General features: G+C 60.8%; 7 protein-coding genes, 8 pseudogenes and 2 riboswitches. Of the genes and pseudogenes, 9 read left to right on the top strand and 6 right to left on the bottom strand.

Going from position 1 to position 17,771, the window contains the following annotated elements; translation table 11 throughout:
- Nucleotides 1-234 precede the first annotated feature (234 nt).
- Nucleotides 235-891, bottom strand: a pseudogene (locus tag G7066_RS16430) (CapA family protein); the annotation flags it as partial.
- Nucleotides 892-1,372: 481 nt separating this feature from the next.
- On the opposite strand from G7066_RS16430, the gene G7066_RS11700 reads away from it, so the two are divergent.
- The 6 genes and pseudogenes from G7066_RS11700 to G7066_RS11675 all read left to right on the top strand — a co-directional run bounded on the left by G7066_RS11700 (nucleotide 1,373) and on the right by G7066_RS11675 (nucleotide 9,453).
- Nucleotides 1,373-2,164 (top strand): M15 family metallopeptidase, encoded by a 792-nt coding sequence (locus G7066_RS11700; protein WP_244302960.1) that lies wholly within the window; start codon nucleotides 1,373-1,375, stop codon nucleotides 2,162-2,164.
- A gap of 10 nt (nucleotides 2,165-2,174) precedes the next feature.
- A pseudogene (ispG, locus tag G7066_RS11695) lies at nucleotides 2,175-3,322 on the top strand (flavodoxin-dependent (E)-4-hydroxy-3-methylbut-2-enyl-diphosphate synthase).
- Between the two features lie 341 nt (nucleotides 3,323-3,663).
- Nucleotides 3,664-3,757, top strand: a riboswitch (glycine riboswitch).
- Nucleotide 3,758: 1 nt separating this feature from the next.
- Nucleotides 3,759-3,873: riboswitch (glycine riboswitch) on the top strand.
- A 44-nt stretch (nucleotides 3,874-3,917) separates the two neighbouring features.
- Nucleotides 3,918-6,771: pseudogene (gcvP, locus tag G7066_RS17095) on the top strand (aminomethyl-transferring glycine dehydrogenase).
- A pseudogene (gene gcvT / locus G7066_RS11685) lies at nucleotides 6,768-7,899 on the top strand (glycine cleavage system aminomethyltransferase GcvT). The pseudogenes gcvP and gcvT overlap by 4 nt, the downstream one beginning before the upstream one ends.
- A gap of 62 nt (nucleotides 7,900-7,961) precedes the next feature.
- Nucleotides 7,962-8,341 (top strand): annotated as a pseudogene (gene gcvH, locus G7066_RS11680) (glycine cleavage system protein GcvH).
- Between the two features lie 91 nt (nucleotides 8,342-8,432).
- Nucleotides 8,433-9,453, top strand: a pseudogene (locus G7066_RS11675) (LOG family protein).
- A 73-nt stretch (nucleotides 9,454-9,526) separates the two neighbouring features.
- Here the strand turns inward: G7066_RS11675 and G7066_RS11670 are convergent.
- The 4 genes from G7066_RS11670 to G7066_RS11655 form a co-directional block, all read right to left on the bottom strand.
- Nucleotides 9,527-10,351, bottom strand: a complete 825-nt coding sequence (locus G7066_RS11670) for an ABC transporter substrate-binding protein (RefSeq protein WP_244302959.1) — start codon at nucleotides 10,349-10,351, stop codon at nucleotides 9,527-9,529.
- Between the two features lie 117 nt (nucleotides 10,352-10,468).
- Nucleotides 10,469-11,203 carry an ABC transporter permease gene (locus tag G7066_RS11665; protein WP_205881442.1) on the bottom strand — a complete coding sequence of 245 codons (735 nt, stop codon included), beginning with the start codon at nucleotides 11,201-11,203 and terminating at the stop codon, nucleotides 10,469-10,471.
- A gap of 2 nt (nucleotides 11,204-11,205) precedes the next feature.
- On the bottom strand, nucleotides 11,206-11,853 hold the full coding sequence (locus G7066_RS11660) for an ABC transporter permease (protein WP_166331270.1): 648 nt from the start codon (nucleotides 11,851-11,853) through the stop codon (nucleotides 11,206-11,208).
- On the bottom strand, nucleotides 11,850-12,941 hold the full coding sequence (locus tag G7066_RS11655) for an ABC transporter ATP-binding protein (RefSeq protein ID WP_166331268.1): 1,092 nt from the start codon (nucleotides 12,939-12,941) through the stop codon (nucleotides 11,850-11,852). The genes G7066_RS11660 and G7066_RS11655 overlap by 4 nt, the downstream gene beginning before the upstream one ends.
- Nucleotides 12,942-13,069: 128 nt before the next feature.
- On the opposite strand from G7066_RS11655, the pseudogene G7066_RS11650 reads away from it, so the two are divergent.
- From G7066_RS11650 to G7066_RS11635, 3 genes and pseudogenes are all read left to right on the top strand, one after another.
- Nucleotides 13,070-14,559: pseudogene (locus G7066_RS11650) on the top strand (aromatic amino acid lyase).
- Nucleotides 14,560-14,622: 63 nt separating this feature from the next.
- Nucleotides 14,623-14,838 (top strand): annotated as a pseudogene (locus G7066_RS17970) (helix-turn-helix domain-containing protein); the annotation flags it as partial.
- A gap of 275 nt (nucleotides 14,839-15,113) precedes the next feature.
- The gene (locus tag G7066_RS11635; RefSeq protein ID WP_244302958.1) at nucleotides 15,114-15,341 is read left to right on the top strand and encodes an IclR family transcriptional regulator domain-containing protein; all 228 of its coding nucleotides are present in this window, start codon (nucleotides 15,114-15,116) and stop codon (nucleotides 15,339-15,341) included.
- 44 nt (nucleotides 15,342-15,385) lie between these two features.
- Here G7066_RS11635 and G7066_RS11630 read toward each other — a convergent pair whose 3' ends face one another.
- Nucleotides 15,386-17,770 (bottom strand): ATP-binding cassette domain-containing protein, encoded by a 2,385-nt coding sequence (locus G7066_RS11630; protein ID WP_166331258.1) that lies wholly within the window; start codon nucleotides 17,768-17,770, stop codon nucleotides 15,386-15,388.
- Nucleotide 17,771 lies beyond the last annotated feature (1 nt).

The following is a 17,771-nucleotide window of genomic DNA, read 5'->3' as shown; positions in this document are numbered from 1 at the left end:
CGGTGTGAGGCTCAGATTGTGGCGCGCGAGCAGATCGTTTGCCGCCTCTTGGGCTGGCGTCCAGTCGTAGTGCATGTAGGTGAGCACGGCGGTTGGGTTCGTCACCTGAACAGTGTCACCATCTTTGGTGAGCTCAAACCCAGCGATCACCCCGGTGCGCTGATCGAGTGTGAGCTGTGTGTTCAGCATGTTGCCAATCGAGTACCAGACAAGTGTTTTGCCGCCGTCTGCGCGGTTCAACCAGCTTGTTGGCTGCAGCACGTGCGGTCCGGTGCCGATGATCACGTCGGCGCCAAGATTGGCGACCTTCTGCGCAAAGTCGCGCTGCTGGGCGTTGACCTCGTGCGAATCCTCGGTACCCCAGTGCGCGGACACAACGACCACGTCGGCTGATTCGCGGGCCTTCGCTATGAGCTGCTCTACCAGTGCGTCGTTACTCATAAGGTTGAGCGAGATACCGTCGATCGGCGCGTTCGAGTACTCGGCGAACGAAACGAGCGCGATCCTGATGCCGTCTTTTTCAACGACCGGGACAATTTGCTGCTCCTCCGCGCTGCGGTTTGAGCCAGACACGTAGGAGGGCGTCAGGGTGTCCCAGGTATTTCTGGTGGCCGCGATGCCTGCCGTGCCTTTGTCGGCGGTGTGGTTTGTGGCCGTGTTGACCAGGTCGCAGCCCGCGGCGCCGTGCAGATCGCGGGAGAACTCTGTTGGTGCGTTGAACGTGGGGTAGCCGCTGATGCCAAAATCGACGCCCGCTGTTGGCACCTCGAGGTTGCAGAAGGTGAGATCTGCCGCGTCGAGCTCAGATTTGATGCCGTCGAAAAACGGGGCGTAGTTGTAGCTGCCGTCTGGTTGTAGCGCGTTGGCATTCACCGAGTCGTGGGGCAGCATGTCACCCATCGCGATGACCTTGACGGATTTGGGGGCTGCGGATGTGGTGGGTGTCGGGGTCGGGGTCGCGGTCGGTTTTGGAGTTTTTGGTGCGGCGGTTTTGGCTGGCTCGGGGCCGACGGGTTGAGCAGGGCGAAAGCGGTGCCTCCTGCGGCCAGGATTAGCACAAGCGCTGCGCCCGCGCCGATGAGGATCTTGGTGCGGTGCGACATTTTGGAGGGTTTCGTTTGGGGGTGAGGATCCGGCGCGCCCTCCGCGGGAGTGTTGTGTGCGCCGGGCTGATCCTGATCCACCATGTTGACCAGGATAGCTGGCGTGGTGTGAGTGCCAACGCATCAGCCGGTGCTGAGAACTCAGCCGGATAGAAACGAGCTGATTGAACCGGTGGGTGTGTGAGCACCGGCTGACATGCTGAGACTAGCGTTCGTGGGAGGGAACTGGCAGTCGGCGAAGCACGAAGGGGCCGAGTAACATCGGGGACGTGGCTTATTTAAGGCGGCTTTCGGTGATGCGGGTCTCACTCGCCGTGGCGATCATAGTTGGAGTCAGTGCGGGGTTTGCCGGGTGCGCGGCTGAACCCGCCAAGCCTGGGAAACCCACAACGCACGCGCCGGATCCTGAGCCAACTCGCACTGCGGAGCCAACGAAGCCGGTCGAACCAGCCTTCGACAAGGCTGCGCACTCCGTAGATGATCCGATGTCGATCTGGGTGGTCAGCAACAAATTGCGGCCGCTGAATCCCATCGATTTTGCGCCCAGCGACCTGTCGATGCCGGAGGGGGTCGAGAACGAGTTCAACCAGCCGCTTCGGGAACCCGCCGCGCGTGCTGCCGAAGCAATGACGGCTGCTGCAGCGGATGCCGGGATGCCGGTGCGGATCATCAGCGCGTACCGTGACTACGGTACGCAGGTCGCGCTCTACAACAGCTACGTGGCGCGCGACGGCCAGGCCGCCGCCGACACCTATTCAGCGAGGCCAGGTCACTCGGAACACCAGACCGGGTTGGTCATTGACCTTGATGACCACGGCTCTTGTTACCTGATGGGCTGCTTCGGTGAGACCGCGGCGGGCAAATGGCTCGCCGAACACGCTGCCGAATACGGCTTCATTGTGCGCTATCCCGAGGGCAAAGAAGCGGTCACCGGATTCATGCCAGAACCCTGGCACTTCCGTTACGTGGGGCCAGAACTCGCCGCCGAAATGCATGCCACCGGCATCGTTACCCTAGAAGAGTTCTTCGACCTCCCAGCGGCCCCAGGTTACGCCGAGTAGAATTGCGGGCGTGGCAGCAGTCAATTTAGGAATGCCGAAGGTCCCCGAAGTTCTTGCGCCGCGGCGCAAGTCGCGTGAGATCAAAGTCGGTTCAGTTATGGTCGGTGGCAACGCCCCGGTGTCGGTGCAGTCGATGACCACCACTCCGACGACCGATATCAACGCGACCCTGCAGCAAATCGCAGAGCTTACGGCGTCGGGGTGCGACATCGTGCGTGTGGCGTGTCCGTCGCGCGACGACGCCGAGGCGTTGCCCATCATCGCGATGAAGAGCCAGATTCCGGTCATCGCCGACATCCACTTCCAGCCGGCCTACGTCTTCGCGGCGATCGACGCGGGCTGCGCGGCGGTTCGCGTGAACCCCGGCAACATTCGCAAGTTTGACGACCAGATTGCCGAGATCGCCAAGCGGGCCAAGGCCGCGGGCACTTCGATCAGGATCGGCGTGAACGCTGGATCCCTCGACCCTCGGCTGCTGCAAAAGTACGGCAAGGCAACCCCCGAAGCGCTCGTTGAGAGTGCCGTGTGGGAGGCGTCGTTGTTCGAAGAACACGACTTCCACGACTTCAAGATTTCGGTGAAGCACAACGACCCGATTGTGATGGTCAAGGCGTACCGCCAGCTGGCAGAGCGTGGCGACTGGCCGCTGCACCTCGGTGTGACTGAGGCGGGCCCGGCGTTCCAGGGCACGATCAAGAGTGCAACCGCGTTTGGCATTCTGCTCTCCGAGGGCATCGGCGACACGATTCGTGTGTCGCTCTCGGCACCCCCGTCGAAGAGGTGAAGGTTGGTCTGCAGATTCTGCAGTCGCTGAACCTGCGCGAGCGCAAGCTTGAGATCGTGTCGTGCCCCTCGTGCGGGCGTGCGCAGGTCGATGTGTACACTCTCGCCGAAGAGGTCACGAAGGGTCTCGAGGGCATGAGCGTGCCGCTGCGCGTTGCCGTGATGGGCTGTGTTGTGAACGGTCCCGGCGAGGCCCGCGAGGCCGATCTGGGGGTTGCGTCGGGCAACGGCAAAGGCCAGATCTTTGTGAAGGGAGAGGTCATTAAGACCGTGCCCGAGAGCGAGATCGTCGCGACGCTGATCGAAGAGGCGAACCGCATCGCCGCCGAGATGCCCGCGTCGGAGTCGGGCGCGCCTGACGTGTTCACGCCGTAGGTTTGTCTTGAGTCTTGAGTCTTGAGTCTTGAGTCTTGAGTCTTGAGTTCTGAGTTCTGAGTTCTGAGCCTCGAGACTCGGCGCCCCGAGCCGCGCGCTGCTGCGCCACACGACCCATCCGAGAGCTCACTTTTACATGTTTCTAGAAGTAAAAAACATGTAAAAGTGAGCTCTCGTGCAGGGATTGCGTGGGGTTTGCGGGTCTCCCGGTGCGTCGAGGCCGTGTCGAGGCCGTATCGAGGCAGCGGCGAAGCCGCATCGAGGCCGTGTTAAGGGCGGCACCGGGGCTTCACCAAGGGCCACGCTGGTATAGGCTGGCAGCACTCGTGAATATAGGCCGCTGAGCTATGGCGGGAGAGTCCGGGGCTTGCACCCGGCGCCGAAGGAGCAATACCTCCCCGGGAATCTCTCAGGCATCCGTACCGCTATGGCAAGGCAACTCTGGAAAGTAGTGTGCGTCGCTCGCGTCGCAGACTCACCGACGGTGCAAGGAAGCTCCGCAAGACACTCGAAGCTTTCGAATCTCTCAGGTTCCCAACAGAGTGGGGAGGATCACCATTAGTCGCGCCCGCGCGACGCTACTCCTGGAGATCCCGTGACCATTACCCCCACCAATCGCCCCTTTGCCGATCGGCACATCGGAGTGACGAGCCTCGACGACACGACGACCATGCTGGAGCGCCTCGGCTACGGCAGCCTCGATGAACTGACGGACGCCGCCGTGCCACACTCCATCAGGCGCGACGAACCGCTGCAACTGGCTGACGGCCTGAGCGAGGAGCAGATCCTCGCAAGGCTGCGCGGCTTTGCGGATCGCAACACGACGCACACCCAGATGATCGGCCAGGGCTTCTACGGCACCCACACACCGCCCGTGATCCGCCGCAACGTGCTCGAGAGCCCCGCCTGGTACACGGCCTACACGCCCTACCAGCCCGAGATTTCGCAGGGCCGGCTCGAAGCTCTGCTGAACTTCCAGACGATGGTCACGGATCTCACCGGGTTGACCATCGCAAACGCGTCGATGCTCGACGAATCCTCCGCGACCGCTGAGGCCGTGCTGCTGATGCGACGCGCGAACAAAAAGGCGCCCGCGACGGCGAAGACGGTGCTTGACGCAAACATCTTTCCGCAGACCATCGCGGTGGTGCGGGGCCGCGCGGAAGCGCTCGGCATCGAGGTTGAGGTCGCGGACCTCACCCAGGGACTGCCCGACGGAGACATCAGCGGTATCGTGCTGCAGCAGCCCGGCAACGATGGTGCGGTGGTGGATCACGCGGCCGTGATCGCGGAGGCGAGGGATCGCGGCGCGATGGCCACGGTGATTGCGGATCTGCTCGCGCTCACGCTCATCACCCCACCCGGCGAGCAGGGGGCCGATGTCGCCGTCGGCAACACGCAGCGCTTTGGGGTGCCGCTCTTTTTTGGTGGGCCGCACGCGGCGTACCTCGCGATTCGCGAGGGCTTGAGCGCTCACTGCCCGGGCGACTTGTCGGTGTCTCGAAGGACTCCACCGGTGCCCCGCGTACCGACTTGCACTGCAGACCCGCGAGCAGCACATTCGCCGTGAGCGCGCCACGAGCAACATCTGCACCGCGCAGGCGCTGCTCGCGATCACGGCGTCGATGTACGCGGTGTACCACGGTGCGGGCGGGCTGAAGGGGATCGCCGAGCGCACCCACGCGCACGCCCGCACGCTGGCGGCAGCGCTGAGCACGGCCGGGATCCCGCTGGCTTCTGGTTCGTTCTTCGACACAGTGTTTGCCGCCGTGCCGGGCGAAGCCGACGCCGTGATCGCGCGAGCGGCAGAGGCAGGGATCAACCTGCGCCGCGTTGACGCAGACACCGTTGGCATCTCGACCGACGAGACCACCACAGCGGCTCACATCGAGGCCGTTGCTGAGGCATTCGGGGTGACGGTAACCGAGCGCGCGACACCCGGCGACTACGGCTTCGACGCCGCGCTCACCCGCACGAGCAACTACCTGACCCACCCGGTATTCCACTCGATCCGCTCAGAAACGCAGATGATGCGGTATCTGCGCCGACTCGCGGACCGCGATCTCGCGCTGGACCGCACGATGATCCCGCTTGGATCGTGCACCATGAAGCTCAACTCTGCAGCCGAGATGGAGTCGATCTCGTGGCCTGAGTTCGCGGGCGTCCACCCCTACGTACCCGCCGAGCAGAGCGCAGGCTGGCGGGACCTGATCGCTGAACTGGAGAGTTGGCTCGTTGAGATCACTGGCTACGCGGGGGTTTCGGTGCAACCAAACTCGGGCGCTCAGGGGGAGTACGCCGGGCTGCACGCGATTCGCGGGTATCACCTGGCGAACGGCGACAAAGATCGTGATGTCTGCCTGATCCCGGCGTCTGCCCACGGCACCAACGCCGCCTCGGCGGTGCTCGCCGGCATGCGGGTTGTTGTGGTGAAGAACACCGAGACCGGCACGATCGACCTCGCAGATCTCACCGAAAAGATCAAGGCGAATCGTGACGCGCTCGCCGCGATCATGATCACCTACCCGTCGACCTATGGTGTCTACGACACCGACGTGCGTGACGTGTGTGAACTGGTGCACGCGGCTGGTGGACAGGTCTACATCGATGGTGCAAACATGAACGCTCTGGTAGGTCTCGCACAGCCCCGACGCTTCGGTGGCGACGTGTCGCACCTCAATCTACACAAGACATTTGCGATTCCGCACGGTGGTGGTGGGCCGGGGTTGGTCCGATCGGTGTAGCAGAGCATTTGCTGCCGTTTTTGCCGAGCGATCCGACAGCGATCCACCAGGTCGGCGGAGCGCCGGTTGTGGCGACGCTCTTCGGGTCGGCGGGGTGCTGCCGATTTCGTACGCGTACATCGCGATGATGGGCGGCGCTGGGCTGACGAAGGCGACCAAGACCGCACTGCTGAACGCGAACTACATCGCCTCCCGACTCACAGACGTGTTCCCCGTGCTGTTCACCGGAAATCACGGACTTGTTGCCCACGAGTGCATCCTTGATCTGCGTGAGCTCACCGCGAAGTCGGGGGTGACCGCGGAAGACGTGGCGAAGCGCCTGATCGACTTCGGCTTCCACGCCCCAACACTCGCCTTCCCCGTGCCGGGCACACTGATGGTTGAGCCAACGGAATCGGAGGACCTCGGTGAGATCGAGCGGTTTATTGAGGCGATGCGCACGATCCGCGCCGAGATTGACCAGGTGATTGCGGGCGACTTCACGCTTGAGGCCTCGCCGTTGCGGAACGCGCCGCATACCGCCGGGTGGTCACCGCAGACGACTGGGATCGGGCCTACTCGCGTGAGCAGGCCGCGTACCCGGTAGCGCGGCTGCGTGTCGACAAGTATTTTCCTCCGGTGGGCAGGATCGACAACGCACACGGCGACCGCAACCTCGTGTGTTCGTGTCCGCCACCCGAGGCCTTCGAAGGGACCGCATCATGACTGAGGCGACTACGGCGACAACGACCACGCTGAAACAAACTCCGCTGCACGCCGAACACCAAAAGCTCGACGCGCACTTCACCGACTTTGGTGGCTGGGACATGCCGCTGCGTTACGGCTCGGAACTTGCGGAGCACCGCGCTGTGCGCGAGGTCGCCGGACTGTTTGACCTTTCGCATATGGGCGAGGTGTGGGTTGAGGGCCCGACGCTGTCGCGTTTATGAACACCGCGCTTGTAAGCAACTTTGCCGCGGTTGCCGTGGGTCGGGCCAAGTATTCGTTGCTCTGTGATGAGGGCGGCGGCATCATTGACGATCTCATCTGCTATCGGCTCGCTGACGAAAAGTTTCTGGTTGTGCCGAACGCAGGCAACGTTGAGACGGTGGTGGTGGCGCTGCGGGGCGGGCAAGCGGCTTTGATGTGCAAGTGCGTGATGTCTCTACCGAGACCAGCCTGATTGCGGTGCAGGGGCCAAAGACAGTGGCGATCCTGCAGGGAATCATGGCACCCGAACAGCGGGCCTCCCTCGACATGAAGTATTACTCTGCCGAAGAGGCGCGCGTGGCAGGCATCGATGTGCTGCTCGCGCGCACCGGCTACACGGGAGAGGACGGCTTTGAACTGTATGTACCGAACGAGCGAGCCGTTGAGCTGTGGCGGGCGCTGCTCTCGGCGGGCGAGTCATTCGGACTGATCCCGGCGGGACTTGCGACGCGGGATTCCCTGCGGCTTGAGGCGGGCATGCCACTGTACGGCAACGAACTCAGCCTCACGACGAATCCGTTTGAGGCAGGGCTTGGGGCGGTCGTCTCGTTCAAAAAACCGGAGCCTTTTGTGGGGCGCGCGGCGCTGGAGGCTATGCGAGAAGCGAGACCCGAACGGGCGCTCGTGGGGCTGCGCGGATCCGGTCGGCGCGCTGGCCGGGCTGGGTATGCGGTTGTCTTGGGCGACGAAGTCGTTGGTGAGATCACAAGTGGCCTACTGAGCCCCACCCTTGAGTACCCGATCGCGCTCGCCTACGTACGGCCCGAGTTCGCGGAGCCCGGCACCGCACTCGAGGTTGATCTGCGGGGTAAACCACAGCCTTTCGAAGTCGTCAAACTGCCGTTCTACACGCGGTCGGTGTAGCCACGCCACACCGATCCTCACCCCTTCTTCGACAACTCAAACAACACAGAAAAGAGCAACACATGAGCACAGTGCGCAGCGGACTAAAGTACTCGGTCGAGCACGAGTGGATCAACGACGAGAGCCCGGCGGTCGTGGGGTCTCAGAGGTCGCGGTCGACGCGCTCGGTGAGGTTGTGTACGTCGAGCTGCCCGAGGTTGGCTCCACGGTCACGGCCGGCGAAGTCTGCGGTGAGATTGAGTCGACCAAGTCGACGTCAGAACTGTATTCGCCCGCGACGGGCGAAGTCATCGAGGTGAACGACGCGGCCGTGGCCGATCCCGCGATGATCAACGCGGAGCCCTACGGTACGGGCTGGCTGTTCAAGGTCGCCGTCACCGAGCTCGGCCCGCTGCAGACACCTGAGGAGTACGCGGCAGCCAACGACGCCGAGGTCGTCTGACGCGATCGGCTGGACGCTCATGGTGAACGCTGTGGTGTGTTTGCCGTGCTCAGCAAGCCCGTTTGCCTAGACTGGGAACGTGGAGAAGCTGATGAACGAGACCCAGACTGAAGCTCTGAACGAGGCCATCACCTCGCTCATGACCGAGGCCGGAATTACGGATCAGCGCGGCCTGATCCGACGCATTCTGGCGGCGGGAATCGGCCTCGGCCAAGATGAGGCTGGCCGGCTCGACATCAAGATCACGGCCGCTGCGCTTGAAGAGATGCGTGCGGCGTTCCGACTGTTTGCGCCGCACCACGGGGTGCCCAAAGTGTCGATTTTTGGATCGGCTCGCACGCATGCCAATGATCCGCTCTGGCTGAGTGCTGAGGCCACCGCTCGGGCCTTGCCGATCAGGGGTGGTTTGTGGTGACCGGTGCAGGGCCCGGAATTATGGAGGCTGCCGCGACGGGGGCAGGATCGGAACACTCGTTGGGGGTATCGATTCGTCTGCCGTTCGAGGAGCAGCCCAACGCGACGGTTGCTGAGAAGGACCGCCTCGTCTCGATGAAATACTTCTTCACTCGCAAGCTCATGCTGGTGAAAGAGTCGAGTGGGTTTGTATGCCTGCCCGGCGGCTTTGGCACACTTGACGAAACGCTTGAACTGCTCACGCTGCAGCAGACCGGTAAAATGATCCCAGTGCCGATCGTGTTGCTTGATCGCCCCGGGGGCAGTTTCTGGCGAGGGTTTGCTCAGTTCGCGATGAAAGAGATGGCCGGAACGGGCATGATCTCCATCGACGATCTTGATCGTGTGCTGATTACCGACTCGGTTGAAGATGCCATTGCTGAGATCACGGGGTTCTGGCGCAACTATGACTCGCTGCGTTGGGTGGGGGACCGCCTGATTCTCCGATTGAACAGGGAACTGAGCGACGCAGAAATGACGAGTCTGAACGACCACTTCTCGGGACTGTGTCTTGAAGGCGGTATCGAACGGACCGAACCGTTAGAGGTGGAGCGAGACGAGCGAGATCTTTTGGCGCTCCCGCGCATCATCTTGACTCCGCGCCCCGGGCGGTCGGAGAGCTACACCGCCTGATCCGAGCGATCAACCAGTTCGGGTAGTGTGCCCGCTAGCCCCTTCCACACCGACAAGCCCTGATCTCGACGAGATCAGGGCTTGTCGGTGTGGAAGTAGCTAGTTCTCCTTGAGCCAATCGTCGGCGATTGCTCCAAAGTCGTCTCCGGCTGCGATGCGGCCGTTCATGTGCATCAGGTCTTCGGTGGTGAGCGACGCTGAGACCCTATTGAGCACTTCTGTGACCTCTTTGCTTGCGGCGTCCTTGCGGATCACAGGGAGGATGTTCGCTGGCAAGAACAGGCCCTTGTCGTCGACGAGCGTGACAAGCTTTGACTCTTCGATTGCTGGGTCGGTGCTGAAGAGATCACCAACCTGAGCTTGCCCGTTCTGCAGAGCAGAGAGTGTCAGTGGCCCACCCGCATCGAGCACCTTGAATTCCTTGAAGGAGAGACCGTACTCTTTTTCGAGACCGGGGAGCCCTACGTAGCGTGATTTCCACTCGGCTGGTCCCGCGAGCACCAGCTCACCCGCTACTGGTTGCAAATCAGAGATGTTCTCTAGCTTGTGCTGCTTGGCAACCGTGGGGTCCACAACAAGAACGTCGGTGTTTTCGGCCTTCGAAGCATCGAGCACCTCGATGCCCTCGGAAGCCAGCAGTTTTGCGAGCTGCGCATCAATTGTGGATCGATCCGAGGTGTCGGCGTCAGCATCGAGCTCGCCAAGCAGATAACCGTTGTATTCGGGTAGCAAATTGATCGAACCGTCGCGCAGCGCCTCCATATACACCTCACGGCTGCCGATGTTGAGTTTCTCCTCGACCTTGATGCCCGTGTCTTGCAGGGCATGGGAGTAGATCGTGGCGATGAGCTGGCTCTCTGCAAAGTCTGCCGAGCCAACGACTACGGTGTCGCTGTTTGACGAACCGCCCCTACTCGTTGCCATCGGATCACTGCTGCTGCATGACGTCAATATCAGCGCGGCCGAAACTAAGGCAAAAGTGGACAGGGTTCTCTTCTTCAAAATATTCATGCTGTTTCCTTGTGTAAGGGGATGGACTGGCTACACAACCTGTATTGCTGTCGTTGCAGATTCGAACTGCTCGGCCGCGGCAGGACGTTTTTGTTTTCGGGTGAGTCCCGGTGATACGACAAATTTGCTGACGATGGAAAATGAAAGCTCCAAAAGGATCGCGAGTGCCGCGAGCAGGATCGCGCCACCGGCCATCTCTGCATAGTCGTTCGCGGCGCGCCCGTCGATAATGAACCGACCGAGGCCGTCGAGCGACACGTAGGCGGCGACGGTTGCGGTAGAAACGACCTGAAGTGTCGCTCCGCGAACCCCAGAAAGAGTCAGGGGGAGCGCGCACGGCATTTCAATCTTCCAGATGATTTCGCTCGTTGAGTAGCCCATACCTCGAGCCGCATCGATGACCGAGCGGTCAATCGCGCGGATCCCGCTCGCGACCCCACTGAGGATGGGAGGAACCGCAAGCAGCACCAAAACGGCAAGAGAGGGGATAACGAAGGCGAGACTGTTGCTGATCCTCGGCGCAAGCAGCAGCACAAGTAAAATTAACAGGCCGAGCGTCGGTAACGCTCGCATTGCATTGACCGAGCCCATGATCAGGCTCTCGCCCTTGCCCGTGTGCCCAACATACAGGCCGAGGGGCACGGCAATGAGTGCAGCAATCACCAGCGTGATGGCCGAGTACAGCAAATGCATGAGCGTTTGAAACGGGATTGATCCGAGCCCCGACCAGTTCGCGGGATCTGTGAGCCAAGCGAAGATATCCATCGTTACAGAGCTCCTTTCTGACCCCACGGGGTCATGACCCTGCCGAGCAGTACCAGCAGGCGATCAAGCACGAGGGCAAGGAGAAGGCATGCAACGAGCCCCACGACGATGGGCACAAACAGGTGCCGTGTGAATCCCATCGTGAACAGGGATCCTAGCTGCGCAATGCCGATGACGGCCGCCATTGTGACGATTGAAATATTTGAGACAACAACGACCCGGAGGCCGCTCATGACAGCGGGGACTGCGATCGGGAGCTGGATCTTGAAGAATGTCTCTGCTCGAGTGAAACCGATGCCGGTGGCTGCCTGCACTGCGTCTGGTGACACAGAGTCAAGCCCGTCAGCGACGACCCGTGTGAGAAGCGCCACCGTGTAGATGACCAGTGCTACAACGATGTTCATCGGGTTGAGCACCTGGGTTCCCAGCAGCTTTGGCAGCAGGATGAAGAGCGCAAGGGAGGGGATGGTGTAGAACAGCCCCGTGCCGCCAACGATGGTCGGGTACCACTTGCGATGCGTAAATGCGAGGTATCCCAGCGGGATTGAGAGCACCAGCCCAATGACCGTTGGTAGTAACGTGAGCCAGAGGTGGGCTGCTGTCAGATCGCCGATGAGGGCGAGGTTGTTTGTGATCCAATCAAGGTTCATGCGAGAGTTTCTTCCGCCCGGAGCGATTGGGTTGCGCGCTGCATCACTAGTTCGGAGCTGAGGGTTCCGAGGTACTGCTCGTTGTCGTCTGTAAGGATTGCACGACCGTTGGGGCTCGCCAGCGAGGCATCGAGCAGCTCCCTGAAGTTGCCGGTGGAATGCTGAACGGTCATGGAGAGGTTAATGTCTTCTGCCGTAACGTGACGATCCCCAGCGAGAGTCCACCCGAGCGGGCGATTGTTGCCGTCGCACGCCACCACCCAAGAACCGTGAAGATGGCTCGGAGCGATATCGCCGAGACGCAGCTTGGGGGAATCATCAAGCAGCAGCGTCGAAATCTGTTCGAAGTTGAGGGCGTGGTACCCGCGTGACTCTCCGAGAAAGTCAGCAACGAACTGGCCTGCTGGGTGGGCCAGGATCTCTGCGGGGGAGCCGATCTGGGCCAGAATGCCTCCCTCCTGCAACACAACAATCTGGTCGCCAAGCTTTAGGGCCTCGTTGATGTCGTGCGTGACCATCACAATGGTTTTGGCGAGGTTTGCCTGAATCTTGAGAAACTCCGCCTGGAGCTGTTTGCGCACAATCGGATCAACGGCGCTGAACGGTTCGTCCATGAGCATGAACGGTGGATCGGCGGCGAGGGCTCGGGCCACGCCGACTCGCTGCTGTTGGCCTCCGGATAACTGCCAGGGGTAACGATTGGCGTAGCTCTGATCGAGGCCTACGAGGGTCAACAGTTCTAAGGCGCGCTCGCGGCTCGCCTTTTTCTCCTGTTTTTCGAGAAATGGAACCGCGCAAACGTTGTCGAGGACTGTCTGATGCGGAAAGAGCCCCGCGTTCTGAATGACATATCCAATTTTGCGCCGCATGCGAATCGTGTCTGTCTTGGCGTTGTCCTCTCCGTCGAGCAGGATTGATCCCGAACTCTGCTCGATGAGGCGGTTCACCATTCGGAGTGTGGTTGTTTTCCCGCAACCAGAGGGGCCGACGAGAACGGTGATCTTGCCGGTCGGGGCGGTAAACGACAGATCTGAAACTGCAGTGTGGCCGTTGTCGTAGGTCTTCACGACGTTTTTGAACTCAATCATGCTGACATCTTTGTCTTTCTATTTCGCTGAACGATTTGTTGCGTCAGGCTTCGTTGGCTTGTGGCTATGATGACTCGTGTACGTGAAATTGTCACCTGGCGAAAAAGTACATTTTCATAATGTAGTAAATGTTGGCGCTCGTCAAGCTGCCGGCTCGTGCCCGAATAGGAAAAAACATGATCACTCTCCCGACCAAATTGACCGCGGAACACGTTGTTTCCATTGCCAAGGGCGCTGCGGTGAGCGTTTCGGCTGCGGCAAGGCAGAGCATTGAGGCGTACTATCTGACAGCAAATAGGATCGCCAAACACCAACCCGTTTATGGCCGTTCGACGGGAGTGGGCGCGAATCGAACTGCATCCGCTGAGGGAGATCCCGAATCCCACGGGATGAACCTTCTGCGCAGCCACGCGGTCGACGCAGGACCAGCTGTTGGTGAAGATGCAACCCGAGCAATGCTTGCCGTTCGTCTGAATCAACTCCTGCATCCCGGATCGGGAGTTGCCCCTACCGTGATCGATGGCCTCGAACGAATGCTGCTCACAAACGCCCTCCCCGAGATCCGAAAGTATGGCGGCATTGGAACGGGGGATCTCCCCGCTCTTGCCGGTACCGCACTTGCTTTGGTCGGTGAGCGCCCAACAATTGGATCCTTTGAGTCGATTGGCCCTATACGATCTGACAGTGCGCTACCGTTCATGAGCTCGAACGCATTCACGCTTGGTGGTGCGGCCCTGACAGTTTCGCGCCTTGCGGGTGTTGTCGACGCGGCAATCGCTACGTTTGTGCTCTCGGCCTGGGCGCTGCGGGCGAACCCGTCAGCGTTCTCATGGCAGGCAGCTCTTGCGGTGGCGAGCCCGGCTTCCGCAGACAACGCGGCCCTCATTGCTGCCCTGATCGGAGACACAACATGGGATCCCTCGCGCATTCAGGACCCGTTTGCGTTCAGGGGGTTTCTGCCCGTTATTAGTGTGCTCTCGAGCAGTGTTCGGCGGCTCACTGAGGCCGCTGAGACCCTGATCAACAGTGCGCAAGAGAACCCTCGGTTTTTTGAGGATTCCGGCAGCGCCGTTCACCACGGTGCTTTTTTTGAAGCGTGGCTTGCGCACGAACTCGATGCGACTTCGATGAGTCTTGCGCAGACCGCACCAATGCTGCTTGCGCGCGTCAGGTTTCTGAATGACGACACCTTCACAGGGCTCCCACGATTCCTGGCACCAAACCTCAGCGGCTCGTCGGGAACTATGGTGCTCGAGTACCTGGCGGCAAGCGCTATGGGGAGGTGATGGCCAGCGCCTCACCCGTCTCGACACAAAATGCAGTGCTTTCTTGTGGGGTGGAGGAAGACGCAACGTTTGCACCAACGGCACTTGGAAAACTCGAACGCTCCATTGAAGGGTACGAGGTGATGGTGGCGGCCGAGATGATTGTGGCGGTGCGTGCGATCCGCTTGAGGAAGGAAACAGAAGGGGCTGATGCGGGGCCCCTTGGCGCCCTCATCGAGCTGGCTCAGCAGCTTCCTGCTGACATGATAGATCGGGACCTGCGAGGGGACGTGGATATTGCGCGTGCGTTGATACCCGCATTTTCGCGCGTGGTAAGGGATGTTTCTGCGTAATCGATCGCGGTCGATTGAACCCTAGAATGGGGAACCGTGGGAGTCGCAATCGATTCCATCCGGATGAGGAGGTCGGCGGTGCCCGAAGAAGACGAAGACACTCCAGCTAGCGTCGTAAACATGCGAGGCCCCCAGTCTGTTCATCGTGCACTTGAGATCCTGACCCTGGTTACAGAGCGTGAACCGATTGGGTTGAGTGATCTTGCGCGTGCGAGTAAGCTGCCCGCTAGCACCGCAATGAGAATGCTGCGAGCGCTCGAACAGTGGTCGTACGTTTGGCGCACCGATGACGGCAGGTATGCCCTTGGGTCGCGCTTTATTGATTCGCGAGTGCCCGCTGTTACGAGCCGAGACACCCAGCTGCTGGATATCTCCGGTCCCGTCATGGAGAGACTCACCGAGGAAACTCTCGAATCAAGTTACCTAGCCATTCCAACACCCTCGAACACCTGCACGTTTTTGAGAGAGGTACAGAGTCCGCTGCCCATTCGCCACGTTGGGTTTGACGGCTGGGCGGGGAGGACCGCCTCACTCGATCGATCTGCGGCGGGGAAGTGTTTGCTGAGCGTACACCCAACGTCGGGTATGTTGTGCGAGAGGCCGTTGATAACCCCGACGCCACGGTCGTTGCTGCCCCTGTGCACGGAGTGGACGGTGCGATTATCGCCGCACTGAGTGTGGCTGGCCCGACGTTTCGTATGAGACATGAGAACGTCGAGTCGGCTGGTCTGGCCGTGAAACGCGCTGCCGAGGTTCTTGCTGATCTCGTTTCGGGACGATAAATCGATGTTGTGATTCTGTAGCGAGGCGCGGGGTAGCTATGAAATTACACCGCTCCCACATACTCCGCAAGGTGTTCACCAGTAATGGTCGACCTCGAAATGACGAGGTCTTGCGGGGTGCCCTCGAAGACCACGGTGCCACCCTGCTGGCCGGCCCCTGGGCCGATATCGATGATCCAATCGGCGTGAGCCATGACTGCCTGATGATGCTCGATGACGATGACACTCTTGCCCGCATCAACTAGGCGGTCGAGTAGGCCGAGCAACTGCTCGACGTCGGCGAGGTGCAGACCGGTGGTGGGCTCGTCGAGCACGTAGACCTCGGCATCATCGAGCATGTGGATCGCGAGCTTGAGGCGCTGGCGCTCACCACCCGACAGCGTCGAAAGAGGCTGCCCGAGCGTAAGATAACCGAGTCCCACATCGACAAGGCCGCTGAGAATCTTCACCGCCTTCGGAACCTTGGAATCTGCGGCGGCAAAGAACTCGTGCGCGTCAGCCATGCTGAGATCGAGCACCTCGGCGATATTCTTGCCACCGAGTTTGTACTCCAGCACCTCGGCAGCGAAGCGCTTCCCCTCGCAGACCTCACATGGGCTTTCCATTGTCGCCATCATGCCGAGATCGGTGAAGATGATGCCCGCCCCTTTACACTCGGGGCAGGCGCCCTCGGAGTTTGCGCTGAACAGTGCGGGTTTCACTCCGTTTGCCTTTGCAAACGCGGTGCGCACCGGATCGAGCAAGCCAGTGTAGGTGGCGGGGTTGGAGCGGCGCGACCCCTTGATCGCCCCCTGATCGACAGCGACAACCTCTTCTCGCCCTGACACGTTGCCGTGAATGAGGGAGCTCTTGCCTGAACCGGCGACACCGGTAATGACACACAGCACACCGAGCGGAATGTCGACGTCTACGTTCTTCAGATTGTGCTGCTGCGCGCCGCGTACCTCAATCGATCCGGCTGCGGGTCTGGTGCTGCTCTTCAACTGTGCCCGGTCGTCAAGATGTCTACCCGTGAGCGTGTCTGAGGCTCGCAAATCGTCAACGGTTCCCTCAAAACAGATCTCGCCACCGTTGGCTCCGGCGCGCGGGCCAAGGTCAACAACGTGATCGCCAATCGCAATCATCTCGGGTTTGTGCTCCACCACGAGCACCGTGTTGCCCTTGTCGCGCAGCTTAAGCAGCAGCTGGTTCATGCGCTGAATGTCGTGCGGGTGCAGGCCGATCGAGGGCTCATCAAAGACGTAGGTCGCATCGGTGATGCTGGAACCGAGGTGGCGGATCATCTTGGTGCGCTGCGATTCGCCGCCAGACAGCGTGCCGGTTGGGCGATCGAGGCTCAGGTAGCCGAGCCCGATCTGCACAAATGAATCGAGCGTGTCGAGCAGTTTGGCGATCAGCGGGGCCAAGCCGAGATCGGCAATGCCTCGAACCCACTCGGCGAGGTCTGAGATCTGCATGGAGCAGGCGTCGGCGATGCTGACACCGTCGATCTTCGAGGACCGTGCGGTTTCGTTCAGACGGGTGCCATCGCACATGGGGCAAGCGGTGAAGACGATCGCGCGATCCACAAAGGCGCGAATGTGCGGCTGCATCGCCTCCTTGTCTTTCGACAGCATCGACTTCTGAATTCTCGGAATCAGGCCTTCATAGGTGACATTGACCCCCTCGGCCTTTACCTTGATGGGCTCCTTGTGGAGCAAAATCTCAAGTTCTTGGGCTGAGAAATTGCGAATTGGCTTGTCCATCGGCAGCACCACCGCAAAAATGCGCCCGTACCAGCCGTCCATGCTGAAACCGGGAACTTTGAGAGCCCCCTCAGCGAGGGACTTCTCCGCATCGTAGAGCTCATCAAGAGCGAAGTCGCTTACCGTGCCGCGCCCCTCGCACTCCGGGCACATGCCACCCAAGATCTCGAAGCTGCGGCGCTCCTTGACTGTTTTGCCGCCCTTTTCGAGGGTGACCGCGCCGGCACCACTGATCGAGGCCACGTTAAATGAGAACGCGTTAGGGGAGCCAATGTGAGGTGAGCCCAGCCGCGAGAACACGATGCGCAGCATGGCGTTCACATCGGTCGCGGTGCCGACCGTTGAACGCGGGTTTGCTCCCATGCGCTCTTGATCCACAATGATTGCCGTGGTGAGTCCCTCGAGTACGTCGACATCGGGTCGACTCTGGCTCGGCATGAACCCCTGCACAAATGCGCTATAGGTTTCGTTGATGAGTCGCTGCGACTCGGCCGCAATGGTTGCGAATACGAGTGAGCTCTTGCCCGACCCCGATACGCCGGTGAACACTGTGAGGCGTCGTTTAGGTAACTCAACGCTGACATTCTTGAGATTGTGCTCGCGGGCGCCCTGAACACGAATGCGGTCGTGTGAATCGGCCGGGTGGAGCGTAGCGGCACCGGTGGCAGGCTCAATGTTGCTCATG

This window comes from Leucobacter coleopterorum, from assembly GCF_011382985.1.
In the GTDB taxonomy this organism is placed as follows: Bacteria; Actinomycetota; Actinomycetes; order Actinomycetales; family Microbacteriaceae; genus Leucobacter; species Leucobacter coleopterorum.
Note: the sequence above shows the minus strand (reverse complement) of the source record. Positions and strands in the feature narration are given on the sequence as shown.